The 26,692-nt window shown below is 47.2% G+C and carries 25 protein-coding genes; 13 read left to right on the top strand and 12 right to left on the bottom strand.

What is annotated here, in order from left to right; genetic code table 11:
• Positions 1-65 precede the first annotated feature (65 nt).
• From AR337_RS13870 to AR337_RS13850, 5 genes are all read right to left on the bottom strand, one after another.
• Positions 66-1,253, bottom strand: coding sequence for an acetyl-CoA C-acetyltransferase (locus AR337_RS13870; protein WP_059172605.1), 1,188 nt, complete (start codon positions 1,251-1,253; stop codon positions 66-68).
• A 67-nt stretch (positions 1,254-1,320) separates the two neighbouring features.
• Positions 1,321-1,971 carry a 3-oxoacid CoA-transferase subunit B gene (locus AR337_RS13865; protein WP_059172604.1) on the bottom strand — a complete coding sequence of 217 codons (651 nt, stop codon included), beginning with the start codon at positions 1,969-1,971 and terminating at the stop codon, positions 1,321-1,323.
• Positions 1,971-2,630, bottom strand: coding sequence for an acetate CoA-transferase subunit alpha (gene atoD, locus AR337_RS13860; RefSeq protein WP_082686982.1), 660 nt, complete (start codon positions 2,628-2,630; stop codon positions 1,971-1,973). The genes AR337_RS13865 and atoD overlap by 1 nt, the downstream gene beginning before the upstream one ends.
• A gap of 345 nt (positions 2,631-2,975) precedes the next feature.
• Positions 2,976-3,452: a CarD family transcriptional regulator gene (locus tag AR337_RS13855; protein WP_059172603.1), complete on the bottom strand. Its 477-nt coding sequence runs from the start codon at positions 3,450-3,452 to the stop codon at positions 2,976-2,978.
• Between the two features lie 306 nt (positions 3,453-3,758).
• A complete protein-coding gene (locus AR337_RS13850; protein ID WP_059172602.1) occupies positions 3,759-5,693 on the bottom strand; it encodes an FUSC family protein in 1,935 nt (644 codons plus the stop codon).
• A gap of 479 nt (positions 5,694-6,172) precedes the next feature.
• Here AR337_RS13850 and ilvE point away from each other — a divergent pair, with 479 nt between their 5' ends.
• From ilvE to ilvA, 10 genes are all read left to right on the top strand, one after another.
• Entirely contained in the window at positions 6,173-7,081 is a 909-nt protein-coding gene (gene ilvE / locus AR337_RS13845; RefSeq protein ID WP_059172601.1) for a branched-chain-amino-acid transaminase, read from the top strand.
• Positions 7,082-7,093: 12 nt separating this feature from the next.
• Positions 7,094-8,761, top strand: coding sequence for a dihydroxy-acid dehydratase (gene ilvD / locus AR337_RS13840; protein WP_059172600.1), 1,668 nt, complete (start codon positions 7,094-7,096; stop codon positions 8,759-8,761).
• A 646-nt stretch (positions 8,762-9,407) separates the two neighbouring features.
• Positions 9,408-11,117, top strand: a complete 1,710-nt coding sequence (ilvB, locus tag AR337_RS13835; protein WP_156424412.1) for an acetolactate synthase large subunit — start codon at positions 9,408-9,410, stop codon at positions 11,115-11,117.
• Positions 11,114-11,635, top strand: a complete 522-nt coding sequence (gene ilvN, locus AR337_RS13830) for an acetolactate synthase small subunit (protein WP_059172598.1) — start codon at positions 11,114-11,116, stop codon at positions 11,633-11,635. The genes ilvB and ilvN overlap by 4 nt, the downstream gene beginning before the upstream one ends.
• 46 nt (positions 11,636-11,681) lie before the next feature.
• Entirely contained in the window at positions 11,682-12,692 is a 1,011-nt protein-coding gene (ilvC, locus tag AR337_RS13825; RefSeq protein ID WP_059172597.1) for a ketol-acid reductoisomerase, read from the top strand.
• Between the two features lie 93 nt (positions 12,693-12,785).
• Positions 12,786-14,333 (top strand): 2-isopropylmalate synthase, encoded by a 1,548-nt coding sequence (locus AR337_RS13820; protein WP_301335726.1) that lies wholly within the window; start codon positions 12,786-12,788, stop codon positions 14,331-14,333.
• A 40-nt stretch (positions 14,334-14,373) separates the two neighbouring features.
• Positions 14,374-15,480 carry a 3-isopropylmalate dehydrogenase gene (leuB, locus tag AR337_RS13815; protein ID WP_059172596.1) on the top strand — a complete coding sequence of 369 codons (1,107 nt, stop codon included), beginning with the start codon at positions 14,374-14,376 and terminating at the stop codon, positions 15,478-15,480.
• Positions 15,481-15,495: 15 nt separating this feature from the next.
• Positions 15,496-16,914 carry a 3-isopropylmalate dehydratase large subunit gene (gene leuC, locus AR337_RS13810; RefSeq protein ID WP_059172595.1) on the top strand — a complete coding sequence of 473 codons (1,419 nt, stop codon included), beginning with the start codon at positions 15,496-15,498 and terminating at the stop codon, positions 16,912-16,914.
• Positions 16,915-17,496, top strand: a complete 582-nt coding sequence (leuD, locus tag AR337_RS13805; protein WP_059172594.1) for a 3-isopropylmalate dehydratase small subunit — start codon at positions 16,915-16,917, stop codon at positions 17,494-17,496. It begins immediately after the preceding gene.
• A 19-nt stretch (positions 17,497-17,515) separates the two neighbouring features.
• Complete coding sequence (gene ilvA / locus AR337_RS13800) at positions 17,516-18,526, top strand: threonine ammonia-lyase (RefSeq protein WP_253701724.1); 1,011 nt, start codon at positions 17,516-17,518, stop codon at positions 18,524-18,526.
• A 467-nt stretch (positions 18,527-18,993) separates the two neighbouring features.
• On the opposite strand, the gene AR337_RS13795 is transcribed toward ilvA, so the two are convergent.
• The gene (locus AR337_RS13795) at positions 18,994-19,455 is read right to left on the bottom strand and encodes a CD3072 family TudS-related putative desulfidase (protein ID WP_059172593.1); all 462 of its coding nucleotides are present in this window, start codon (positions 19,453-19,455) and stop codon (positions 18,994-18,996) included.
• A complete protein-coding gene (locus AR337_RS13790; RefSeq protein WP_059172592.1) occupies positions 19,445-20,020 on the bottom strand; it encodes a CD3073 family putative ECF transporter S component in 576 nt (191 codons plus the stop codon). The genes AR337_RS13795 and AR337_RS13790 overlap by 11 nt, the downstream gene beginning before the upstream one ends.
• A gap of 218 nt (positions 20,021-20,238) precedes the next feature.
• Between AR337_RS13790 and AR337_RS13785 the strand changes: the two genes are divergently transcribed.
• Both AR337_RS13785 and AR337_RS13780 read left to right on the top strand, forming a co-directional pair.
• Entirely contained in the window at positions 20,239-20,433 is a 195-nt protein-coding gene (locus tag AR337_RS13785) for a hypothetical protein (protein ID WP_059172591.1), read from the top strand.
• Between the two features lies 1 nt (position 20,434).
• Positions 20,435-20,629: a YwbE family protein gene (locus tag AR337_RS13780; RefSeq protein WP_059172590.1), complete on the top strand. Its 195-nt coding sequence runs from the start codon at positions 20,435-20,437 to the stop codon at positions 20,627-20,629.
• Between the two features lie 77 nt (positions 20,630-20,706).
• Here the strand turns inward: AR337_RS13780 and AR337_RS13775 are convergent, their stop codons facing one another.
• The 3 genes from AR337_RS13775 to AR337_RS13765 form a co-directional block, all read right to left on the bottom strand.
• Positions 20,707-22,077, bottom strand: a complete 1,371-nt coding sequence (locus AR337_RS13775; RefSeq protein ID WP_059172589.1) for an MATE family efflux transporter — start codon at positions 22,075-22,077, stop codon at positions 20,707-20,709.
• Between the two features lie 193 nt (positions 22,078-22,270).
• The gene (locus tag AR337_RS13770; RefSeq protein ID WP_059172588.1) at positions 22,271-23,998 is read right to left on the bottom strand and encodes an ABC transporter ATP-binding protein; all 1,728 of its coding nucleotides are present in this window, start codon (positions 23,996-23,998) and stop codon (positions 22,271-22,273) included.
• 214 nt (positions 23,999-24,212) lie between these two features.
• Entirely contained in the window at positions 24,213-24,800 is a 588-nt protein-coding gene (locus AR337_RS13765; protein ID WP_059172587.1) for a vWA domain-containing protein, read from the bottom strand.
• A 96-nt stretch (positions 24,801-24,896) separates the two neighbouring features.
• Here AR337_RS13765 and AR337_RS13760 point away from each other — a divergent pair, with 96 nt between their 5' ends.
• Entirely contained in the window at positions 24,897-25,409 is a 513-nt protein-coding gene (locus tag AR337_RS13760; RefSeq protein WP_172797546.1) for a hypothetical protein, read from the top strand.
• Positions 25,410-25,478: 69 nt separating this feature from the next.
• Here the strand turns inward: AR337_RS13760 and AR337_RS13755 are convergent, their stop codons facing one another.
• Both AR337_RS13755 and AR337_RS13750 read right to left on the bottom strand, forming a co-directional pair.
• Positions 25,479-26,003, bottom strand: a complete 525-nt coding sequence (locus tag AR337_RS13755; protein ID WP_059172586.1) for a ferritin — start codon at positions 26,001-26,003, stop codon at positions 25,479-25,481.
• 166 nt (positions 26,004-26,169) lie between these two features.
• A complete protein-coding gene (locus AR337_RS13750) occupies positions 26,170-26,550 on the bottom strand; it encodes a RidA family protein (protein ID WP_059172585.1) in 381 nt (126 codons plus the stop codon).
• Positions 26,551-26,692 lie beyond the last annotated feature (142 nt).

Here is a 26,692-nt window from a genome sequence, read left to right as displayed (position 1 = left end):
CGGAATTCCGGAAAACCGAAGCCGATTATTCCGTAATTCCGGAATCTTCAGTTTTTTCAAAAAAGTTATTTTGGTTCCATTTCTACGATTGTGGCGATTCCCTGTCCGCCTCCAATGCAAAGCGCAGCCAATCCGTAACGGGACCCCCTTCGTTTCATTTCATGCAGAAGAGTAACAAGGACACGTGCCCCGCTTGCTCCAATCGGGTGGCCCAATGCAATTGCGCCGCCATTTACGTTCAATTTTTCTTCCGGGATATCCAGTTCCCTTCCGACACTTAAAGCCTGTGCGGCAAACGCCTCATTTGCTTCGACAAGATCAATATCCGCCATCTTTAGGCCAGCTTTTCCTAATGCTTTCCTTACCGCGGGTACCGGTCCTATACCCATGATTGCCGGGTCGACTCCTGCTGTCCCGTTTGCCTTGATGACGGCCATTGCTTCAATGCCCATTTCAGCTGCCTTTTCCCTGCTCATTAACACCAAAGCCGCGGCCCCATCATTAATCCCTGAAGAATTGGCTGCAGTAACGGTGCCTTCTTTTTTGAAAGCAGGCTTCAGCTTTGCAAGTTTATCCGCGGTGACCCCGGGTCGGGGAAATTCATCTGTCTCAAAACGAATTGGCTCGCTTTTCCGCTGCGGAATTTCCACAACGACGATTTCATCTCTGAACTTCCCTTCTTTAATTGCCGATTCCGACTTTTGCTGGCTCCAAGCGGAGAATTCATCCTGTTCTTCGCGTGTAAGGCTATATTTTTCAGCCAGGTTTTCAGCCGTTATTCCCATGTGGCAGCTGTTAATCGCACACTCCAAGCCGTCCTTCATCATGCTGTCCAGCACCTTGCCATCGCCCATCCGGTAACCGTTCCGGCCATTTGGCAAAAGATACGGGGCCATACTCATATTTTCCATTCCCCCAGCGACAACAATCTCCGCGTCTCCTGTCTGGATTGCCTGGACGGCAAGATGGACGGCCTTCAGCCCCGAGCCGCACAGCTTATTTATTGCCATTGATGGGATTTCGATTGGCAGCCCCGCCTTGAGTGCGGCCTGGCGGGCGGGTCCCTGTCCAAGCCCCGCCTGAAGGACATTGCCCATAATCACCTCATCAACCTGTTCTCCTGGGATTTTTGCCCGTTTCAATGCCTCTCTTATAACAATTGCCCCGAGCTCGGTAGCCGGCGTATTGCTTAACGCTCCCATGAAACTACCAATTGCTGTCCGGACTGCACTAACAATTACAACATCACGCATTTTGCTTCCCCCTTTTTAGAATCTCCAAACCAATTAATCTTTTAGTGATGCTAGCATTTTTCAAAATTTAATAGATGGCTGGGTTAACGGTAAACGAAGCCTCCGTTTTATCGCGAACCATTTCCAATGTGGCACCCACCTGGAGTTCCTCAAGAACCAGCCCTTTCGCAGTTACACGGAACACGGCAAGCTCGGTGACAACCATATCGACGACACCTTTGCCAGTAAGGGGTAGGCGGCATTCCTTCAGAATTTTAGATGACCCGCTTTTTGCGCAGTGCTCCATTGCAACGATAACCTTTTTCGCTCCGGTTACCAGATCCATCGCACCGCCCATGCCCGGGACCATTTTGCCGGGAACCATCCAATTGGCGAGGTTTCCTTTTTCATCAACCTCAAGGCCCCCAAGTACCGTTACGTCAACATGCCCACCGCGGATCAGTTCGAAGGAAAACAAGCTGTCAAAGAATGCTCCTCCTGGAATGATTCCCGCGGGCTGGCCGCCAGCATTTACTAGGTCAGGATCAATCTCACCTTCAAGAGGCTTCAACCCGACATATCCGTTTTCTGATTGGAGAATGACGTTCACGTTTTCAGGCAAATAATTCGGGACCATTGTTGGCAGCCCAATTCCCAGGTTCACAACATCTCCGTCACTCAATTCCTTTGCAACACGTGCAGCAATCAGCTGTTTCGGGCTTACAAGTGTAATCGTCATTATTTACAGCCCCCTTGAACCAAAATTTTATCAACGAGGATTCCCGGGGTCATAACTTCATCCGGGTCGATTTCCCCGACTTCAACGACCTTTTCAACCTGGGCGATTACAACGTCGGCAGCAAGCGCCATTAACGGGTTGAAGTTACGGGCAGAACGGTGATAAACAAGATTGCCTGCCTTGTCAGCCTTATACGCCTTAAGGATCGCCACTTCTGCCCGGAGAGGCTTTTCAAGCAAAAATTCGCGCCCGTCAACGGTGATTTTCTGTTTCCCATCCTCGACCACTGTACCAATTCCTGTAGGAGTCAGCACCCCGCCAAGCCCTGAACCGCCTGCCCTGACGCGTTCGGCCAGAGTCCCCTGAGGAACGAGTTCAACTTCCATTTCTCCTGCAATCATTTGTCTTCCTGTTTCCGGATTCGTCCCGATATGTGAGGCAATTACCTTTTTTACATGATGGTTAACAATAAGAGGTCCAACTCCCGTTTCAATAAAAGCGGTGTCATTAGCAATTAGCGTGATATTCTTAATGTTTTTTTCAAGCATTACCTCAACAAGGTCCTGAGGCGTTCCGACACCCATAAAACCGCCCGCCATTACTGTCATCCCGTCCCGAAATAAAGACGCAGCTTCCTCTTTAGAAATAACCTTATTCACCTTTTACACACCCCCAACTATTTTTGTGGCAGTGAGTCCGATCCACTCACACATCCAATACCTATGCAAGAAGCGTGCCAAAGAATAGAAAGGAGTGAAACCCATCCGTTTGAAATTATTATTTACGGCAAAAAAGGTATAACTCCCTCAGATAATGAGGGGTTATACCTTTTCTAATTGTATGATTGCTATTTCAGCGCCCTTAAAAAAGAGTGCTATTTTAGTCAATTGGCTATTTTAGTGAGTTTTTAAAAAGGATTAGAGATGGTGGAAATCACAAGGAGAGGATTAATGTTCTAAAGTAAGTTGAAGAAAAAGGATACTTTTGAAATGATTTGCTTTTAATCATACTATTTTTGATACACGGAAACTTTCTATTTGTTTTTCGGTGATTCCTTTAATTAAGTGCAGTTCACTAATTAAAAATTCATAAGCATTATCCAACATTTTCTTTTCACTTGAATTCAGCGCTTTTTCTTTTTTCATACGCATTAAATCGCGTACAACTTCAGCACCTTCTTTTATTTCACCCGTTTTTATTTTTTCCGTGTTTGTTTTAAACCTTTGTTTCCACGGTAGTACACTACCTGAATCACCATTTTGAAAAATGTGCATGATGTTTTTTAATGCAAGTATATCAGTAACAGGCCGTATATTGGAACTCATTATTTTGCGTGTTGGAATCATAACCTGCATATTACTAATTGACATTTTTATCACATAATATTCTTGCTTTTCCCCAGAATATTCTCTTTCCTCTATTGCTTCAATTCTACCTGCACCGTGCATTGGATAAATAATGTTATCGCCAATTTCAAACATAAAATCCACCTCCATAAATGCTAACATTCTTAATGTTATCACAGGTTGGTTTTTTAATCAAATAAACTATAATATCATAAATTTATTTTTGATGTCAATAACTTTTTTAATAAAAAATCAGATCTAGCAAAAACAACCTAAAAACATAGGAAATACGCCTGATTTCCAATAAAGGGAAGGGTAACATATTCTGAAACCTGACTAATTAACATGGATCATTTTTTTAAAAAAGCTGCCAAATGGATATAAAAAAAGACCCGTTAAAGGGCCAAAAAATTGAAAACTGGAATTACTTCAATCCAACCCTTATTTAGCCACTTCCTCCCCGAAACGGAGCGAAGATTGAAGGTCGACAATTTCATTTCGTATTTTTTCAAAACCGGGCATATCAGGTACCTTTTTTCCGGCTGGCGGCAGATTTTGCCCGGCAGCCCTAGCCATTGTTTCGAAAATATATAAAATCCTTGAAAGTTCTTCGTCTTTAAGAACAGGCCTTTTTTCATATTTTAACGCTGCATCAAGGTAAAAACCGAGCTGCTCAATCGAGAAAATAACTGGCCAAAACGATTCAAGCTTTTTCTCGTTACTGGAAAATTCCCCTAAAGCAGTTGTGTACAACGTTGAGAGGTTAACAAGGTTTGTGTGCATTTTCCTCCGTTCCCAGCTCTCGTGGAAGTCCATCTTCTCATTGTTTTCCGAAAACAGACCAAGTACATACTGGCCCTGGCTCCGTAGCGTTTTCACAATAAAATGGTTCAGCATTGCCGAGGCTGTCTTGCGACCAAAAAGCCAAACTCCCAAAAGCCCAAAGAGGCTCCCCGCAATGATATCTATCGCCCTCGCCGCTGCGAAGAAGGGAAAGTTATGTATCTCTGAGGAATATTCCGCGATGATCAATGCGGAAGGAGTGATAAACAGGACGGCAAGCGCGTAATTGCGGACGATAAACATCTCAGTAAGAAACGAAAGGGATAGAATAAGTAAAGCCACAACCAAGCCGTTATGTACATTCATCAAGATTAGCCCGGCAATCAGTAGCCCTGCCAATGTACCGAACGTCCGCTGGATTGCCCGATGAAAAGTGGAAATGATTGTTGACCCACTCATAACCGCCGCACAGGAAAGCGGTACCCAGTAGGACCTTTCAAATGGGAGGACGTATGCAATAAGCGAAGCTGCCATTAGAATGATTCCAAAACGGACTGCTGAAATAAAAACGATGGAGTTTTTATCGAACGCCCCCGTGAACATGGTCCGGATTGAGAGCTTCGCGATTTTCACATCGCTTTCGATTTTCCCAGCAGGCTCATTCAGGATGGCATCCGCGTCGTAAATTTTCCTAAATAAACCGGCAATTTTCAAATCATCTGTGTCAGGTTGAAGGATTTTCGCCCTGTTCTTTTTGGATGAGCCGATTGACTCGGCCAGCGCACGCAATGACCTGCCAAGCTCAGGAGGAAGCCCGTTCTTCTTGTTCTCCGCTAACTCAAGTATCTCCAGGAACATGCGATTGGCATGGTCGTTCAGTAAGTAAAGCCTTTTAAACAAGTCCGTATCTGTCCATGGCGAGTAGCCTGCCAAAATAATTTCCTCGGCATCCCTTAGAACGGAGACTGTCTTATGGCGGGCAATATTCATATCCTCTCCCCCCGCAGAATCGGCAAAAACGGCCAATTGGGTGTATACCTTTTTAACGGCATTTGTTTCCGGCCCGTGCGGATTAAAAAACCAGCCAAGCATACTGATCAGCCATGATAGGGCACCACCCAATAAAACTAGCCCGCCACGAAGAGGGGCATCCGCCGGGTCAGTCGGAATCCCCGTTGCAATTGAAAAACAAAGTACGAAGAAAATTGCGGATGGGCCTGTGATCCTTAAAGCGCCAAACACAAAAATCACAATTGCACCGATCGTTCCCATCGCAATGGCGACCCCAAAAGGATACGGGGAAAGAAGGATGCCAAGAGACATGGACAAAGCCAGCCCGACAGCAACAAAAAATATCAATTTTGCCCGCTGTGCGTAAGGCTGGTTGAATACGTACAAATACGCGAATCCTCCCATCCCCGCCGCAATGCCATAGTGAAAATTACCAAAGAGCAACCCAATTACAATTGGCAATGAAGCCGCGAGTCCCGCGCAAAATGCTTTTCCCCATGGAAAAGCATTTTTCCTTACTGCGAACGCGTTTTTAAATGTATGTAGTATTATTTGTCTCGATGTTCGTTCAAGTTTGTCCATCTTTTTTCTTTGCCACAGAAACCAAGCTCCAGAGCAAAAGCCTCCTTACTATCGAAAAATTCACATGAATATAGTATACGCCACTTTAAGAAAAACTTTGGTTTTCTGCCTTCAGGAACATTATTGGCAAAATCCCCTTCAGTATCTGCTTCAATTTAATTTCCACGAATCTTTTTCCTGAAAGCATGATTTTATAAAATTTTTTAAAAATTTTTAAAAAATTATTATCCTTGAAACATCAACATTGTAAACGCTACCAAGTTAATAGAAAATTCCAATTTGTCAGATATATAGGCTTTTTGCACTTGAATATTCTAAAAGATGAGAGTATCATTAACGGAAATCTCAGAAAAGTTCGTATTTTATTTCACGTACTATTTTTTTGAAATATAAAATGAAGCTTTTCAGGGTTCAACTTACTTAATTTTTTTTATGAGATAGAGTTTTTTACGAGCATCTGTTTAGGAGGAGTGATTTTTTTGGAAAGCAAGTATATTTTTCTTGGCGGCGAGTTTGTGAAAAAGGAGGATGCGGTTGTTTCAGTTTATGACCACGGCTTTCTCTATGGCGACGGAGTATTTGAAGGTATCCGGGTATACAGCGGCAACGTGTTCAGGCTCGATGCACACCTAAAGAGGCTATATGAATCAGCCCACTCCATCATGCTGGAAATTCCTTATACGTTTGAGGAAATGACCCAAATCATTGTTGATACAGTACGCAAAAACAACTTATCGAGCGCCTACATACGCGTCGTTGTTTCAAGGGGTAAAGGAAATCTTGGCCTTGATCCGGGATCCTGTTCCCAGCCAAGGGTCATTGTCATTGCGGAGCCGTTGGCGCTTTATCCGAGAGAGCTGTATGAACGCGGCTTGAAAGTCGGTTCGGTTGCAACTAGGCGGAACCGCCCGGATGTCCTTAGCCCGCAAATTAAATCACTCAATTATTTAAATAACATTCTTGTAAAACTTGAAGCAAACCAGGCAGGCGTTGATGAAGCGCTAATGCTGAATGACCAAGGCTATGTCACCGAAGGCTCAGCCGATAATATTTTCATAGTCAAAAACGGCGTGATTCTCACTCCTCCCGTTTATCTTGGCGCATTGGAAGGAATCACCCGCAACGCCATTATCGACCTGGCGAAACAAAACGGTTACGAAATTAAGGAACAGCCATTTACGCGGCATGATGTATATATCGCTGACGAAGTGTTCCTGACAGGAACGGCGGTCGAGGTCATCGCTGTCATCGATGTGGATACCCGGAAGATTGGCAATGGCAAGCCTGGGCCAATCACAGACCATCTTTTGGCTGAATTCAGGAAGCTCGTTACCGAGGATGGAGTCAAATGCTATCCGGAAACCAAAGCGAAAGCGGTAGTAGGTTAAAGGAGGGCAATTATGCGAAGCGATATGATTAAAAAAGGATTTGACCGGGCCCCGCATCGGAGCCTGCTTTATGCAACCGGCGTTAAAACAAGCGACCTGGACAAGCCCTTCATTGGAGTCTGCAATTCTTATATCGACATCATCCCCGGGCATAAGCATCTTAATGTTTTTGCCCAAGTGGTGAAAGAAGCGATTCGGGAAGCGGGCGGCGTGCCATTCGAGTTCAACACAATCGGCGTTGACGATGGTATTGCAATGGGCCATATCGGGATGCGCTATTCACTCCCAAGCAGGGAAATCATTGCCGATAGTGCCGAAACCGTTATAAACGCCCATTGGTTCGACGGAGTCTTTTACATCCCGAACTGCGATAAAATTACTCCCGGGATGTTGATGGCAGCAGCAAGAACGAATGTCCCTTCCGTATTTGTATCAGGAGGGCCGATGGAAGCAGGCGTTTCCTCGACTGGAAAGCCGCTCTCCCTCGTTTCTGTTTTTGAAGGGGTCGGCGCCTACAACAAAGGCACCATTACCCAGCAGGAATTGCTCGATATTGAAACAAACGCATGTCCTACCTGCGGCTCCTGCTCGGGCATGTTCACAGCGAACTCAATGAACTGCCTCATGGAAATGCTCGGCATGACTGTGCCTGGCAATGGAACGATTGTTGCGACTTCCAATACAAGGCACGAGCTGATCAAGAAGGCGGCGAAACACTTAATTGACCTGGTCAAAAAAGATATCAAGCCACGCGATATTATGACGAAAAAAGCATTTGATAATGCCTTCGCACTCGATATGGCAATGGGAGGCTCCACCAATACCGTCCTTCATACATTGGCCATCGCCCACGAGGCAGGAATCGATTATGACTTGCATGAGATCAACAGGATTGCGGAAAAAGTGCCATATCTTTCAAAAATAAGCCCTGCATCCGACTATTCCATGGAGGATGTGCATCATGCTGGCGGAGTTAGTGCGATTATTCACGAATTGTGTAAACTGGACGGGGTGATTCACAAGGACGTTATCACCATTACCGGAAAAACTCTTTATGAAAATGTAAAGGATGCCGAGATCACAAACGACCAGGTCATCAGGAGAAAGGATAATCCTTATAGCCCTGTTGGCGGATTATCCATCCTATTTGGTAATCTCGCCCCAGATGGCGGGGTCATTAAAGTCGGAGCAGTTGATCCCTCGATAAAGAGATTTACCGGTGAAGCGATCGTTTTCGAATCACAGGAGGAAGCGCAGGCAGAAATTGATAGCGGAGCAGTAAAGCCCGGCCATGTTGTGGTCATCCGTTATGAAGGGCCAAAAGGTGGTCCGGGAATGCCCGAAATGCTTGCCCCTACCGCCGCCATCGCAGGCCGGGGGCTTGATAAGGAAGTCGCACTAATCACGGATGGCCGCTTTTCAGGAGCAAGCCGCGGCATATCAATCGGCCATATCTCCCCGGAAGCAGCCGAGGGCGGCCCGATTGCTTTTGTTGAAGATGGCGACCTCATAATGATTGACCTTGAGGCCCGCTCAATCAACCTGATTGTCGACCGGGAAGTTTTAGAGGAAAGACAGAAAAACTGGGTAAAACCGGAGCCCAAAATCAAAACCGGATACCTGGCCAAATATGCCAAGCTAGTCACTTCTGCAAGCACTGGCGGAATCATGAAATTTTAACAAGACTCATAACGGTAAATCGTTGACGGGAACAAAGGAATAAGATCCAAGTATTCACAGAGAGCCGGGGCAGCTGGAAGCCGGCAATACTACTTATTCTGACATCGTCCCTGAGTATTAAGCTGAACGGTCCTTCCCACTAGGCTTAATCGGGTGTTTTCGGCACTCGTTATTAAAACGGAACGGAATTATTGTCCGTTTCATGAGGCGGCAGTTGCAAGACTGCCGTGAATCCGGGTGGTACCGAGGAAAGACATAGGCCTTTTCTCCCCGAATTTCCTGCTGTTTTTAAAACGGCGGGATGTTCGCGGGAGAAGAGGTTTTTTTGTTGGAAAAAATAGTGCCGCGCCATTTTCTATTAAGCTATGACACTCCAAGTTCCACTTAATTATGCCGATTGCACTTGTATTAATGCCGAACTGGACCGTATTAATGCCAAACCAGGCCGTATTAATGCCAAACCGCGATTTACGACGAACTTGGCCATATTAATGCCTAACCTGAGATCGTTTTAATGCCGAACTTGACGGTATTAATGCCAAACAAGCAACTATTTATGCCAAACAAGCCATTAATAATGCCTAACTGGCAACTATTTATGCCTTACTTTTAAAAAATGGAGGGATTTCATGTGAAAGTGGAGACAATGCCGGCCATGGAGACAGTTGTTGCCCCAAAAACGGGTGCCGATGTCCTGATTGAAACATTGGTGAATGAGGGAGTCGATACGATATTCGGCTATCCCGGGGGAGCCGTTTTGCCAATTTACGATGCAATCTACCGCGCTCGAGAACAAATTAAGCATTTATTGTTCCGGCACGAGCAGGGCTCCATCCACGCTGCCGAAGGATATGCCCGCATTACCGGAAAGCCCGGCGTCGTCCTTGCAACCTCCGGCCCGGGCGCAACCAACCTTATCACAGGAATTGCAGATGCAATGATGGACTCTTTGCCGCTCGTTGTTTTTACGGGCCAGGTCGCAACTAGTGTAATTGGAACCGATGCTTTCCAGGAAGCGGATATTATTGGCATTACCACCCCAATTACAAAACACAATTACCAGGTCCGGTCGATCGCGGATCTTCCGAGAATCATTAAGGAAGCCTTCCACATTGCTTCGACTGGACGGCCGGGACCAGTTGTCATTGATATGCCAAAGGATATTTCCGCTAATCTTGTTTACGAAAGCAACTTGGAGACGGACTTTCATCTGCCGGGCTATCAGCCGACAACAAGGCCGAACCCGCTGCAAATCAACAAGCTTGCCGATGCGTTATCAAAAGCAAAGAAGCCTGTTATCCTCGCTGGTGCTGGAATCCTCCACGGGAAGGCAACCGCGGAATTGAAATCACTTGCCGAGAAGCACAGGATTCCGGTTACAACCACACTTCTCGGGCTGGGCAGCTTCCCTGGCACCCATGAGTTGTCGCTTGGAATGGCTGGGATGCACGGGACCTATACAGCCAACATGGCCCTATATGAATGCGACCTGCTTCTCAACATCGGCGCAAGATTCGATGACCGCCTAACAGGCAATCTGAAGCACTTCGCACCGAAGGCGAAGGTAGCTCATATCGATATTGACCCGGCGGAGATTGGCAAAAACGTGCCAACAAGCATTCCGATTGTCGCTGACTCGAAAGAAGCGCTGAATGAACTGATGAAACACGAATTTGAGATAGAAAACCATACGGAGTGGCTGAACAAGCTGGGAGAAAACAAGGGCGAGTACCCTCTTTGGTATACCGACTATAATCAAAGGCTAAGTGCGCAAAAAGTTATTCAGGCGGTATATGAAGTATCGGGCGGCGAAGCGATTGTCACGACTGACGTAGGCCAGCACCAAATGTGGGCGGCCCAGCATTACACATTGGACAACCCTGACCGATGGGTAACATCCGGCGGGCTTGGTACGATGGGCTTCGGCTTCCCCGCTGCAATTGGCGCCCAGCTTGCCGCACCAGATAAAACGGTCATCGCATTTGTCGGTGACGGTGGGTTCCAGATGACACTTCAGGAGCTCGGCGTCCTGCAGGAGCTGAAACTGCCTGTAAAAGTCATCATTGTCAATAACGGCGCACTTGGAATGGTCCGTCAATGGCAAGAGGAATTTTACGAGGAACGCTATTCGGAATCGCTTTTACCCGTACAGCCGGACTTTGTCAAATTGGCCGAGAGCTATTCAATCAAAGGCGCAAAAATCAAAACCGAGGAAGAATTGTGGCGCATCCTTCCCGAAGCGCTTGCCTATGACGGTCCTGTCGTACTGGATTGCAGGGTTGTCCTTGAAGAAAATGTCTACCCGATGATCGCCCCAGGCAAGGGACTGCACGAAATGATAGGAGTGAAACCATGAAGCGGATCATTACAGCCACTGTCCAAAACAAAAGCGGCGTCCTTAACCGGGTTACCGGCCTCCTGCAGCGGCGGCAATTCAATATTGAGAGCATTTCGGTCGGGCCGACAGAAATTGACGGCATTTCAAAAATGACACTTGTTGTCGAGGTTGAAGACAGCCAAAAGGTTGAACAGCTGACGAAGCAGCTTCATAAGCAGATTGATGTTTTAAAAGTTTCCGATATTACCGATAAGGCGGTTGTCTCTCGCGAGCTTGCCCTAATCAGGGTTGCGATCAGCGGCCAGCTCCGCCGGGAAATCAAGGAAATCATTGATCCATTCCGCGCGTCCGTCATCGATGTCAGCAAGGAAAGCCTGGCTGTCCAGGTGACCGGGAAACCTGAAAAAGTTGAAGCGTTAATCGAATTGCTCAGGCCATATGGAATCAAGGAAATAGCACGGACCGGCATTACCGCCCTCTTGCGCGGAAGCCAGCCGCAAGTATCCGAATTACCTTCTTATTCGCTCCAGAGGTAAGAATTTAAAAATATACATGCAAGCATACTCGAAAGGATGATAACAAATGGCAAAAGTACTTTATAATCAGGACATTTTTGAAGAGGTATTGAAATCGAAAAAAATCGCAGTGATTGGCTATGGTTCCCAGGGCCATGCCCACGCATTGAACCTGAAGGAAAGCGGATATGACGTCGTTGTCGGGCTTCGCGGAGGAAAGTCATGGGACAAAGCCGCCGAAGATGGCGTAGCGGTTTGTTCCGTTGCAGAAGCAACCGCACAGGCGGATGTTGTTATGGTTCTCCTTCCTGACGAAAAGCAGCCACAGGTATACGAGGAGAGCATTAAAAATAACCTCAAGCCTGGAGCCGCACTTGTTTTCGCGCATGGTTTCAATGTCCATTTCAATCAGATTGTGCCTCCAGCGGATGTGGACGTTTTCCTCGTCGCTCCTAAAGGCCCGGGCCATCTTGTCCGCCGCACATACCAGGAAGGCGCCGGGGTCCCTGCCCTATTTGCAGTCCATCAAGATTACTCCGGCCAGGCAAAAGAAATTGCACTTGCCTATGCAAAAGGAATTGGTTCCGCCCGTGCCGGCGTTTTGGAAACTACATTCCAGGAAGAAACCGAAACCGATTTGTTCGGTGAGCAGGCTGTCCTTTGCGGCGGGCTGACCAGCCTTGTCAAAGCAGGCTTCGAAACCTTGACTGAAGCAGGTTATCAGCCAGAAGTCGCCTACTTTGAGTGCCTTCATGAACTGAAGCTGATTGTGGACCTCATGTATGAAGGCGGCCTCGAAAACATGCGCTACTCAATCTCGGATACCGCCCAATGGGGTGACTTCGTTTCCGGCCCGCGCGTCGTCAACGAAGAAACGAAAGCGCGCATGAAGGAAATCCTTCACGACATCCAAACTGGTGACTTCGCGAAAGGCTGGATCCTTGAAAACCAGGCGAATCGCCCGCAGTTCAATGCAATCAATGCGCGGGAAAACAGCCACCCGATCGAAACAGTCGGACGCGAACTCCGCGAGCTAATGCCATTTGTAAAGCCAAAGCAAAAGGCAATGTCCCGATAGATCAAACTGTAAAAGAACCGATTTTATAAACAAGGCCCCTTCCCTCCTATTACGGCAAGGGGCCATACCTAACAAAGAAGGAAGGGAATTCAAGTGGTGCAGAACATTCACATATTTGATACAACCTTGCGCGATGGGGAGCAATCTCCCGGTGTCAATTTGAATCAGCTCGAAAAACTGGAGATTGCCAAGCAGCTTGAACGGTTTGGCGTGAATGTAATGGAAGCCGGGTTTCCCGCTTCTTCACAAGGCGATTTTGAAGCTGTACGGACCATAGCCCGAACCGTCAAGAATGTATCGATCGCTGGCCTTTCAAGGGCAACGAAAAGCGATATTGATATTAGCTGGGAGGCACTGAAGGAAGCGGAAGCCCCGCGACTCCATCTCTTCCTTGCCACCTCCCCCATCCATATGACATACAAGCTGAAAAAATCGCCCGAACAAGTCACCCAGCTTGCTGTCGAGATGGTCCAATATGCGAAGTCCAAGTTTCCGCAGATTGAATGGTCCGCCGAGGATGCCTCGCGCTCCGACCTTGATTTCCTTGTCCAAATCATCGAAAAGGTTATCGACGCCGGAGCGACTGTCATCAATTTGCCTGACACTGTCGGCTATGCGACCCCGGCGGAATATGGCCGGATGTTCCGCTATGTGAAGGAAAATGTCCGAAATATTGATAAAGCGATTTTATCGGCGCATTGCCACGATGACCTTGGGCTTGCCATCGCCAATTCCATTGCCGCTATCCAAAATGGGGCGACCCAGGTGGAAGGAACGATCAACGGAATTGGAGAACGCGCCGGGAATGCCGCTCTTGAGGAATTTGCCGTAGCTCTGGGTATCCGCCAGGACCAATTTCCTTTTTCAACAGGACTGAACTTAAAGGAAATCAAGCGGACGAGCGATTTGGTCCGGAAGCTTACCGGGATGCCGATTGCCCCGAACAAGGCAGTGGTTGGACAGAATGCTTTCGCCCACGAATCGGGTATCCACCAGGATGGAGTCCTGAAACACCCTCAAACCTATGAAATTATCAATCCATCGATGGTCGGCATCGAATCGAATGAGCTTGTACTCGGGAAACACTCCGGGCGCCATGCCTTCAAAGAGAAAATTGAAAAGATCGGCTTTTCACTGACCGAGGAAAAGTCGGAAGAAGCTTTCAGGCAATTTAAGTCATTGACAGACCGTAAGAAAGAAGTTACCGACGAAGATTTGTTCACAATTCTCACTGACATCCAGACGGCTGTGTCCGATGTGAAAAAATATGAACTGCTTGCCTATCAGGTCCAATCCGGTTCCATCAACCTCCCAACAGCGACTGTCGCACTGACAACGCCGGAAGGGATACGCGCCGAAACAGCCCGGACTGGAAAGGGCCCAGTCGAAGCTTTATACAACACGCTTGAAGCGCTGATAAAAGAAGAAATACATTTGACGAAATACCAATTAAGCTCCGTGGGACAGGGGCGCGATGCCCTCGCTGAGGTCCATGTAAAAATGACCGTTAATGAGATGCCGGTAAGCGGACGCGGATCTTCCCAGGATGTGCTCGAAGCTTCGGCCAAAGCATTTTTAAACGCTGTCAACCGGGTCTTTTACGGACAAACGACGAAAGTCCTGCAAACAGCGAATAGCTAAGAGCCGGGACGAAAAAACAATGATGAAGGAGGCCAAATCCATGAAAAAACATATCGTCATGCTGCCCGGAGATGGTATAGGCCAGGAGGTAATGGCCTCGGCCCAGGCTGTATTAGCTGCAATTGCCGAAGAATTCAACCATTCTTTCACCTTTGAAAGCCACGACATTGGCGGAACTGCTATCGACCGGCACGGTACCCCGCTTCCGGCCGAAACAACCGCCGCTTGTAAAAAGGCCGATGCTGTCCTCCTTGGAGCGGTCGGCGGGCCAAAATGGGATACGAACCCTTCCCATTTAAGGCCGGAAAGAGGTTTATTGGGAATCAGGAAGGAACTTGGTCTCTTTGCAAACCTAAGGCCGATAAAAGGATTTGAAAAACTGCTCCATGCATCTCCTCTTAAGGAAGACGTTGTAAAAGGTAGCGACCTCCTAATCGTCAGGGAGCTTACCGGCGGCCTCTATTTCGGAACTCCAAGCGAGCGGCGCGACAATGGCCAGTCCGCTGTCGACACTCTTTTTTATACACGTGCCGAGATTGAAAGGATTGTAGACAAAGCCTTCCAATGTGCCCAGCAGCGGCGCGGGCATCTGACTTCTGTAGACAAAGCAAATGTGCTTGAATCGAGCAAGCTTTGGCGGGAAGTTGTCGAGGAAAAGAAGCAGCAGTATCCGGATGTTGCCGTTGAACATGTCCTTGTCGATGCGGCAGCGATGAAATTGATCACGAACCCTTCCCAGTTCGATGTCATCGTAACCGAGAACATGTTTGGCGATATTCTTAGCGATGAAGCCTCGGTTTTAACAGGATCGCTTGGGATGCTTCCGTCCGCAAGCTTAAGGGAAGATGGATTCGGCCTTTATGAGCCTGTCCACGGGTCTGCTCCCGATATCGCGGGTAAAGGAATCGCCAATCCGGTTGCAATGATTCTTTCAGCGGCGATGATGCTGAGGCATTCTTTTGGTCTGAATGAAGAAGCAAATGTGATTGAGGAAACAGTCGAATCCATTATAAATGACGGGTTTCACACATCGGATATTAGAGCCGTCAGTGGGCAAAAGGTTGGAACGAAAGAGTTGACCCAAAAAATTATTGAAACACTTAAAACAAGAAACGCAGCCAACTGCATTATGGACTGCTACGCCTAAAGAAGGGGGATAACCATGCACTCACCAAAGACAATTGTCGAAAAAATATGGGAACAGCACGTTGTCCATCGGGAAGATGGCAGGCCGGACCTTTTGTATATCGATTTACATCTGGTACATGAAGTAACCTCTCCCCAGGCTTTTGAAGGCTTGAGGATGAATGGTCGCACTGTCCGCAGGCCGGATCTAACCTTTGCTACAATGGACCACAACGTTCCGACAAAGGACCAGTCTGTTATAAAAGATTTAATTTCGAGAAAACAAATCGATACACTTATCGATAACTGCCAGGAATTCAATATCCCGCTTGCGGACATTACCCATCCCGACAATGGGATTGTCCACGTAATCGGCCCGGAACTTGGCCTTACCCAACCAGGCAAGACAATTGTTTGCGGTGACAGCCATACTTCGACACACGGTGCATTCGGTGCGCTAGCATTCGGAATTGGTACAAGCGAAGTCGAGCATGTCCTTGCGACGCAAACACTTTGGCAGAAGCGGCCGAAAACATTGAATATCAAGGTAAACGGCCAGCTTGGGTTTGGCGTGACTGCGAAGGATTTGATTTTGGCCATCATTGCTCAAAATGGGGTCCGGTTCGGTACAGGATATGTGATTGAGTTTACAGGCGAAGCCATTCGCTCACTTTCAATGGAGGAAAGGATGACCGTCTGCAACATGTCGATTGAGGCTGGTGCACGCGCGGGCTTGATTACTCCAGATGAAACTACCTTCAACTATCTTCGCGGCAGAAAATATGCTCCGCACGGGGCTGATTTTGACAAGGCGGTGGAGAAATGGCGCGCGCTTGCAACGGATGAAGGAGCAGTTTACGACAAGACAATCGAGATTGAAGCCTCTGAAATCGCACCGCAGGTTACTTGGGGCACCAATCCTGGAATGTGCATCCCGGTCGATGCTACGATTCCTACTCCGGAATCAGCAGGTTCGGAAAGTGAAAAACAGGAGATTGAACGCGCCCTCGACTATATGGGCCTTGAAGCCGGACAACCAATCACCTCGGTCCCTGTCGAACATGTGTTTATTGGATCGTGTACAAATTCGCGGCTGAGCGATTTGCGCAGGGCCGCTTCCGTCATCCAGGGTCGTCACGTTAATTCTGGTGTCCAAGCAATCGTTGTCCCAGGTTCGAAAAGCGTGAAAGCTGCAGCCGAACAGGAAGGGCTGGATTTAATTTTCAAAAATGCAGGCTTTGAATGGCGCGATGCGGGCTGCAGCATGTGCCTTGCCATGAATGACGATATCGTACCTCCAGGCGAGCGCTGTGCCTCGACTTCGAACCGGAACTTCGAAGGGCGCCAGGGAACAGGCGCGCGAACCCATCTAGTCAGCCCTGAAATGGCAGCAGCAGCTGCAATTGAAGGCCACTTTGTCGACATACGCCAATACGCCGCCCTGGAGGTGCTATAAATGGAACCAATTACAATCCATTCCGGGCTTGTGTTTCCGCTGGACCGAAGCAATGTGGACACAGACCAGATTATTCCGAAGCAATTTTTAAAACGGATTGAGCGCCAGGGATTTGGAGAGTTCCTGTTTTACAACTGGCGATTCGACCATTCAGGAAAGCCAATCGAGGAATTTCCCCTCCATGATAAAAAGTATGGCGGTGCGTCCATCATGCTTGCAGGTGAAAACTTCGGATGCGGCTCTTCCCGGGAACATGCCCCCTGGGCTCTTCTCGATTACGGCTTCAAGATTATCATCGCCCCGAGCTATGCTGATATTTTTAAAAACAATTGCGTAAAAAACGGGATTCTTGCAATTGAAATGCCTTATGAGCAAGTCCAACAGCTTATGCAAAAAGCGGAAGCAGGAAGCTATTCGTTAACGGTGGACCTCGCTGCTCAAACCGTCCAGGACGGGGAAGGATTCTCGTATCATTTTGACATTGAGGAGTATTCAAAGGAAATGCTCTATAACGGCTTGGATGATATAGGCATTACTCTTTTATATGAAGAAAAAATTACACAGTTTGAAAGCAGGCTTTAATTGGTGAAACTTATGAAAAATGAAGGAGCGTGAACCCCTTGGGGATTCTTTAACGACTAACATGATTTCCGATGCGATGGAACAATTGGCAAAAACCGTCTATCGCACTCCGCTTACGACCTCTGCATTTCTGAATAGGCTTGCCGGGAAAAATGTCTTTTTTAAAATGGAAAATCAGCAAAAGACCGGGGCTTTTAAAATCCGGGGCGCCAGCTATAAAATGTCGCGCCTGACGGAGAAGGAATTGCAAAAAGGCGTTATTGCCGCATCTGCAGGCAACCATGCCCAAGGTGTAGCCTTCGCCGCTTCAAAGAGAGGGATTACAGCAAAAATCTACATGCCGGAAAATACGCCTCAGGCAAAGATCAGTGCGACGGAATATTACGGGGCGAAAGCCGTCATTACCGGGGCCTCCTTTCAGGAAGCGTATGATGCAGCGTGCATTGAGCAGAAAAGGACGGGAAGTTTCTTTCTCCATCCATTCGATGACTATGATGTCATGGCTGGACAGGCAACGATAGCGGTTGAAATGCTGATCCAGCAGCCCTTTCTTGATACACTAGTTGTCCCGGTTGGAGGCGGCGGCCTGATTAGTGGGGTTGCGGTTGCCGCAAAGCATATGCAGCCGAATATCCGCATTATCGGTGTCCAGGCGGAAGGGGCAAAGGTTATGTATGATCATTTTCATAATCGCCCCGCTCCAGGCAGCCGGTTTGCGGGAACCATCGCGGAAGGCATTGCCGTCAAGGAACCTGGAAAGTTGACCCTTCCCATTATCCAGCATTATGTAGATGATATGATTACTGTAAGCGAGAGTGATATCGCCACTGCCATTGTTTACATGCTAGAAAGGAAAAAAACATTAGTCGAAGGCGCCGGAGCCGCAGCATTCGCCGCCCTCCTAGCCAACCAAAGCACCATCCGCTCCAAAAACTGCGGCATCATTGTCAGCGGAGGCAACATGGATCTTTCCAAGCTGGGGGTTATTCATCAACTGGCCCAGAGTGGAACTTTGTCCTGTTTAGCTTGAGCCGTGGTGATATATAATAGAAGAAAGCCGACTTATTATTACGATAAGTTGGCTTTCTTCTTTTAAAAAAGCATCGGCTTTGTGAACATGGCGGGCTTACAGTTAATGAAGACACTTTCAGAGGTAAAACCGCCCTACGGTCTTGAGAAATCCCGTCAAGACCGTTTCATTCATAACATCCGCTCCAAACGGTCTTGAGAAGCCCTGTCAAGACCGTTTCACTCATAACTTCCGCTCCAAATGGTCTTGAGAAGCCCTGTCAAGACCGTTTCACTCATAACTTCCGCTCCAAATGGTCTTGATGAGCCCTGTCAAGACCGTTTCACTCATAACTTCCGCCCCAAATGGTCTTGAGAAGCCCTGTCAAGACCGTTTCACTCATAACTTCCGCCCCAAACGGGCATTGCATTTGGATTTTTACAAGGAAATTAAAAACAGCCACCGGCTTGCCGATGGCGTGTTGAAAGTTATAATTTATGAGCATCTCCATCAAAGACAGGATTCTCATTGTTGGGAAGGTACCAAAGTGTTTTAATCTCGATTCCGTTTTCAAAAAATAATTGGTGGACTTCCTCCATAAACACGCCTCGCGTTTGGTCGCAGGATGGACTGCTCTGGATGCCGAGAATCCCCTCAATAATGTATCCGTTACCCAAGTACTCTTTAACCTGGCTAATGATCGGCTCCAATATGTGCCTGCAATGTGCGCGGTACTCTTTCGTATCATATTCTTCATACGTCATTGGCGGGCGGTCAAGCCCCAAAAACGTGAATTCCGGACAAGGCAGCTGCAGGATTCCGTATCCTCTTTCCACAATCCAATGGACCGCAGAGGGGATTGCCCCCAGCGCCCTGGCTTCTCCATCAATTACAGTGTTTTGATTCAGAATGCAGTGGGATGTAAGGATAATCCGTTTACTACGCGGCATTCTTTTTTATTCCTTTATAGGTTTTTCTAAAGACTGGAAGCTTAGTGATAATTGCCATCACCAATAGGCAGGTAATTATTTTATCAACAAGATTGCTTGAAATTCTTGAAATAAATGTTGAGGCGAAAATGCCTTCCCCAGCGGCCCGCAGCCAGAGGACAATAACATCCATTCCGCTTCCGTTCAACCCGCCGAAAACGGCAACAGCAATTGGAGTCCCAATCAACGGGGCAACTACTGATAAAATTAGTCCGGTAGCCAGGGCAATATACCACTTCGTAAAATCAAATCTTCGAGCTGCAAAACCGACAACAAGTGCAATGGCAACATTGACAAGCCCAAAAAAGATGGCTGTCGGACTAGTTGTAACCCCAAGGACAAGATTTGTCAAAACTCCGACAAGCGCCCCCCACCAAGGGCCAAAGAGGACGGCCATTAAAACCGTACCGATAGTATCAAGGAACAAAAGCGGTATTTTCATCCATGATACTACAGTTCCAAGTACAACATTCAGCGCTATGCATAGCGCCCCGAATGTAACAATATTCGTTCTTCCAGCCTTCATCCAAACTCCTCCTCTTACTCTTCTTACTCTGATTCTACTGCCATATCAATTTTTTACCAGTAGATTTTTCTGATACAAATCTTACTCTCTTATAGATAAAAGCGATATCAGCAAGCAATGAGGCATTTTCAGATTTTTCCTATGGCGTTTATTTCCCAAACAACTGAAAATAGATTATACTTTATGAACTAACATCTATTTTAAAAGGAGACATTCGTATGGAAGAAAACACAAATCCAGAAACTGAGAAAAAGAAGATCAGCCTGCAGGAGGCAATGAAACAGCAGCTTGCCAACAAGAAAAACCAGGCGGCCGCGGCAAAGGGGAAGGGCGCCACAGATACATCGGCGAAAAAAATGAAGAGCCAGATGACGAAAAAACCAAGCAATACACGCAGGAAAATGGGCTCTTAAAATGAACGGACAAAACCTGAAGGACATCACACCAGGAATAACAGTCGATATTGTCCTGAAAGCGGACCAGCGAACCGGTAAGCTTACAAGGGGAATTGTAAAGGATATACTCACAAAATCAGCCAGTCACCCCCATGGCATTAAGGTCCGGCTCACGGACGGCCAGGTTGGCAGGGTAAAGGCAATCCATCCTTAACAACAAAAAGCATTCAGGGACCTAAATCCTTGAATGCTTTTCTTATATAGAAATGCTCGATAATTGCCTCTAGTGTTTCAAGCTGTTTGCACTTTTTTATCAACAAGGGACTTGCTTTCCCATACCCGGCTCTTCCACCTGAAGTACATGACAATTCCCCTGAACCATTCATCCGCAATGAAGGCAATCCAGATCCCAACAAGCCCGAAATCCATTGTAATCCCGAGGAAATAGGCAACCGGAACGCCAATCCCCCACATAGAAAGAAAGGCCATTTTTACCGGAAAGTTTGCATCCCCGGCCGCCCTGAGTGCCGCAATGATAACGATATTGAATGTCCTCCCAGGCTCAAGAATGATTCCTAGTAAAAGAAGCTTTGCGCCTTCTGTAATAATCTTGTTGTTATCCGTAAAAATTCCAAGAAGGGATTTCCTGAACAGGACCATCGGGATAACGACAGCAACCGTCATCAACAGACTCCATTTGAGGCTTTTCAAAAGCCGATGGTATGCACCGTCGTAGTCCCCCGCCCCAACTCGGTATCCAACCAGGATTTGCGTCCCCTGCCCGAGTGCGATTGCGAAGAGCATCATGAACGCCATGATATTCCAAGTATACACCCTTGTTGTCAGAGCCATCGCGCCAATCATGGCGATAATGGCTGTCATTGCCATCTGGCTTGTATTGTAGACAAGGTTTTCGCCAGCGGAAGGCACTCCGATTTTAAGTATTTTTTTAATAAATACCGGGCTGAAATTCGTATAGTCTTCCTTTTTGATTCTGACCGGCAGTCGCTTATACAGCAGCCAGAAAATCATAGCAACCGCAATTACCCTGCTGGCGGCGGTAGAAATCGCCACTCCCTGGATTCCCATCTGAGGCATCCCGAACAGGCCATAAATCAACAGGCTGTTTCCGGCCAGATGGATGATGTTCATCAGGATTGAAATCATCATTGCTTCCTTCGAGAAGCCATTCGCGCGCAGAATCGATGATGCTGTTACGAGAAGTGCCTGGGAAAACAAGGTTGCCCCTACGATTGCAAGGTATTGTTCAGCAAGCCGGTGGATTTCCGGAGTAAGGCCAAAAAGGTTTAAAAAATATCCTTTGAACAGGACGACAAGCGCACTAATCGCAATCCCAAAGATGAGATTCAGGGATATGGAGATTCCCGATATCCTTCTGGCATCCTTCACCAAGCCGGCGCCAAGATTCTGCGAGACAAGAACTGTTGTCCCTGTTGCCACGAATCCAAATATAAGAATCGTAAAAAACACAAGCTGATTGGCGACCCCAACGGCTGCCACCGCTTCGTCAGACACATAGGAAAGCATGAATGTATCGGTGCTGCCCATTAGCATATGCAAAAATGACTCAATGAAAATTGGCCATGTCAAAGCAAATAATCCAGGTTCTATGAAGCTCTTTTTCTTAGCTGTTTCTATCATGTATCCACCTTCTATTAAAAACTTCGCTAGCGGGCTTAAATGCCGCTTCCCTACTCTAGTGCATTTTCCAGTTGATGTCTATTCTTTTTTTAAAAATAGCCTTTTGCCCCGAATCACGGATCCTGAATCCTCAATTTTTAAAAACAGCCCACTGAATTAACCAATCAGCAGGCTAATCCAATGGGCTGTGCATTTAGTTTGTTAAGGATGTTTCAAACTGCACTTTATGGAGGTTCGCAAAAATTCCGCCTTGCTCGATCAGTTCAGCATGGCTGCCTTCTTCGGCGATCCCATCTTCTGTCACAACGACAATTCTGTCGGCATTGCGGATTGTAGCGAGCCTATGGGCAATGACTAGAGTGGTCCTGTCCTTTGCCAATTCCGTGAGAGCTCTTTGGATGATTCGCTCGGTCTCAGTATCAAGTGCTGACGTTGCCTCATCCAGAATCAAAATTGGCGGGTTTTTCAGGAACATACGGGCAATCGCAATCCGTTGCTTTTGGCCTCCGGATAACTTAAGGCCTCGTTCACCTATTTGGGTTTCGTAGCCATCGGGCAGTGTTGCAATAAAATCCTCGAGATGGGCCCGTCTTGCGGCTTCCTCGATGTCTTTCTGTGCCGCGCCAAGTGAACCATATTCAATATTCTCGCGAAGTGTCCCGGTGAACAGGAAAACATCCTGCTGCACGATGCCGATTTGCGAACGGAGCGATTTTTTTGTCATATCGCGAATATCGATACCATCAATATAAATGCCGCCGCCATCGACATCATAAAAACGAGGGATTAAGGAGCAAATCGTTGTCTTCCCCGCTCCAGACGGACCGACGAAGGCAACAGTTTCACCATGATGGATATCTAGATTAATCCCTTCAAGAACAGGCTTATTATTGTCATAGCTGAACGTCACGTCCCTGAATTGGATGTCTCCCCTCAAATGCGGTACATCGATTGCATTCGGTGTATCCACGACATCCGGGTTCTGGTCCATCAGCTCGGTGAACCGCTTGAAACCTGCCATGCCTTTCGGATAAAGCTCGAGAATGGCACTTATTTTATCAATAGGCTTGAACAAGACGTTGACATAAAGGACAAACCCGACCAATTCCCCATAGCTTAATTTGCCTGTGAAACTTAGCCATGATCCATAGACGAGAACCACAAGGACCATCAGCCTTGTCGACATGTAGATTCCGGAAGAGCTGAATGACATTACCTTGTAGGCAGCCAGCTTCGCCCTGCGGAACTTCCGGTTATTTTTCGTAAAGCGCTCAATTTCGAAATCTTCGTTTGTAAAAGACTGAACGACGCGAATTCCCGAAACACTGTCTTCTACCCGGGCATTCACGTCGGCGATATCACTGTACATGTTTTTCCATGCGGCATTCATTTTCTTGTTCGCATAAGAAATCAGCCAAACAAGAAATGGAGCGATAATCATTGCTGTGAACGCAAGCTTGACATTGATTGTCAGCATGATCCAAAAAGCGCCCACAAACGTCATAACCGCTATGAACAAGTCCTCCGGGCCATGGTGTGCAAGCTCTCCAAGATCGAATAAATCATTGGTGATCCTGCTCATAATGTGGCCGGTTTTCGTATTGTCAAAAAAGCGGAACGATTGCTTTTGGACATGCTGAAAGAGCTCCTGCCTCATATCGGTTTCGATATTGATCCCGAGCTTATGCCCCCAGTAGTTGACAATAAATTGGAGCATCGTACTCACGATATATAATAGAAGAAGTCCTATGCTAACCCCAATTATCGCATTCCAATCGCCGCTGGGCAGCAATTTATCGATGAACCAACTAACCGCAAGCGGGAAAGCGAGTTCAAGCGCCGCAACAATGACGGCACTGCCGAAGTCAATAATAAATAGCCTGCGGTGAGGCCGGTAGTACGTAAAAAAGCGCCGTATCATTTCTATATATCCCCCCTGCTCTTCCTGTGATTATATGCCAAAAACGGGAGAAATCACAACCCCGAAAACGGATTTTCATTCGAAATGCGAACAGTCCCTGTCACTACCCGAATTTTGTCGAATAAAGGGGTTCTTCCTGATACAACCAAAAGGAGCAGCCAGAACTGGCCGCTCCCTAATAACGGAATACTCTCCCGTCATTTTATTCCCCCCCCTACCATCTTTTCCTGGCTTCCGATACTGCTTCCGTGGCCATGTCATACATTTTTTCTACCCCTGTATGGGATGCCTCAAAACTGTAGGCGTGCTTTTCTTCGATGCCAAGGTTTCCCGCCTCCTTAGCCGCATCGATATTCGCCCCCATGAAGATAAACTCCCAGCTGTATTTTTCCTGCTGGTGACGGATAAGCTCTTTTACTTTTTCATAGGTGAATTCCCGGCTTGCATTTTCCATCCCATCCGTGGTGATGACGAAAATAACTTTGCCAGGGCGCCGGTCCTCCTCCGTTTTGGATAGTCTGCAGCCGACTTCAACAATTGTCCTTCCCACCGCGTCCAGGAGGGCAGTCGTACCTCTCACAAAATATTCCTTTTCCGTCAGGGTCACGTTTTTCGCGTCAACCCCGCACGTTAATGTCTCATAGTTGTCATCAAAGAGTACTGTTGTCACAATTGTTTCTCCTTCCATACTTGCCTGGCGGTTAAGGAAGGAATTAAACCCGCCAATCGTATCCTGCTCGAGCCCGGCCATTGAACCGCTGCGGTCGATGAGAAAAATAATTTCCGTTAAATCTTTGTTCACAATGCGTCAACTCCTTTGGTTTAATTGATATAATAGTAACTTGATAAGCCAATCATTTGGTCGCCTGCCGGGCGACAAATATGGAGGTCGGCCAGGATGCTCGATCAAAAGTTCTATATGGAATTGCAGAAATATGTAAATGACCACCTTGAGGTACTGATTTTAGAAGAATCCCAGAGCTTTCATGAAAACTTTAAACGGGATGTTATTTTGGAGAGCATCTCGCCCATCGAGATTAAAGAGTTTATCGAAGGGAAGCGGAAGCCCGTCCTGAGGGAAGTCCTTTTCAACTTTATTGACAGAAAAGGGGTGCCGGACTCCGATATATATAAGAAAGCGCAGATCGACCGCCGCCACTTTTCAAAAATCCGCTCCAATCCAGACTACCGCCCAGGAAAAAATACAGTAATCGCCCTAGCGCTCGCGCTGGAACTGGATAAAAAAGAAACCGGCAAGCTATTAAGCTCGGCCGGCTACTCCCTGTCGGACAGCGATACATCCGACCTCGTAATTCAATTTTGCATCGATAAGAGAATTTATGATATCCACCAGGTTAACGAGGCATTGGAGTATTTCAGCCTCAAGCCGCTTGGCGGGGTTATGATTTAAAAAGCAAATCCAGGGAAGCATGTTGATTCCCTGGATTTTATTATTGTACTTTTTTTAAAGAAAAATGGGTCAGCCCGCCGCTGGGGGCGCTGGTGTAGCGGCAGCTCCCCCGGCATTCCTTTGTCCAAGCTCCTGGTCCAACAGTAAGAGCGCGGATGGATTATTTGCTGCCAATGTCAATCGGGATACAATCGTTTGCGCCTGGGCCTCCTCATCAATCTGCTCCCTTAAAAATTCCTGGATGATGACGGCTGCCTGGGGATCCGCCTGATTGGCATAATTAAAGGCCTGCCTGTATGCATTTGTTACGAATTGCTCATGGGCTAGCACCTTCTGGAATGTCTCAAGCGGTGTACCAAAATCACTCGGCTGTGCCGGGATACTGGCAAGCTGGACCATGCCATTCTTGTCCACAACATAATCAATCAGCTTCAGCATATGCGTCCGTTCTTCCTCGGACTGCAACCGGAGCCATTTTGCCATACCCGTAAAATTCAGCCTTCCCATGTGGGCAGACATCGCCAGGTAAAGTGTTGATGAAATATGTTCAATTTGGATCAGATTGTTCATTAGCTTTTGAAGTTCTTCATTCATGCTTTCCCGCCCCTTTTGTGCGAAATGTACACATAATCCATTGTATTATCCTCTAGATGAAATGGAACTTGTTTCCCCGGATTTGCCCAATTATTTAGAAATGCAGGGTTATTTCAACAAAAAAAATGCCCCATTCCATAAGAATAGGGACATCGCATCACCGCTATCAGGGCCTCTTTGCAATCATCTCAATTTCCACTTCAGCCCAGAGCGGCAGCGCCAAAACTGCGACCGTCGTCCTTGCAGGGAATGGTTCGGAAAACTGTGTTTTATAAACCTCATTCATTTCAGTAAAATTATTCATATCCGTCAAATAGACATTTACCTTCATTACATCATCCGGTGTAAGCCCGGCAGCTTCAAGAACGGCAAACAGATTCGCAAAGCATTGCTTCGTCTGTTTCCCAATGCCACCAGTAGCCAATTCCCCCGTCACCGGATCAATCGGCGTCTGGCCGGATAAATAAACTAGCTCTCCCGAATCCACCGCATGCGAATAAGGCCCAACCGCCTTCACATCCTTCGACTCGTACGCTTTCCTTGCCATACAACCCTCTCCCTTTCAATTTGTGGTGCTTTTGTGGTGCAAAGCACCATCTCCTTTAAATAGTTCTAGATGGGTTGCCCTTTTCCTCCAAAAGGACGAAGATTTCCTGCATTCAGTTAGCGGTTGAAGGACAGATGTACCA

It is taken from the genome of Bacillus sp. FJAT-27445, from assembly GCF_001510665.1.
GTDB lineage: Bacteria > Bacillota > Bacilli > Bacillales > Cytobacillaceae > Bacillus_D.
Note: the sequence above shows the minus strand (reverse complement) of the source record. Positions and strands in the feature narration are given on the sequence as shown.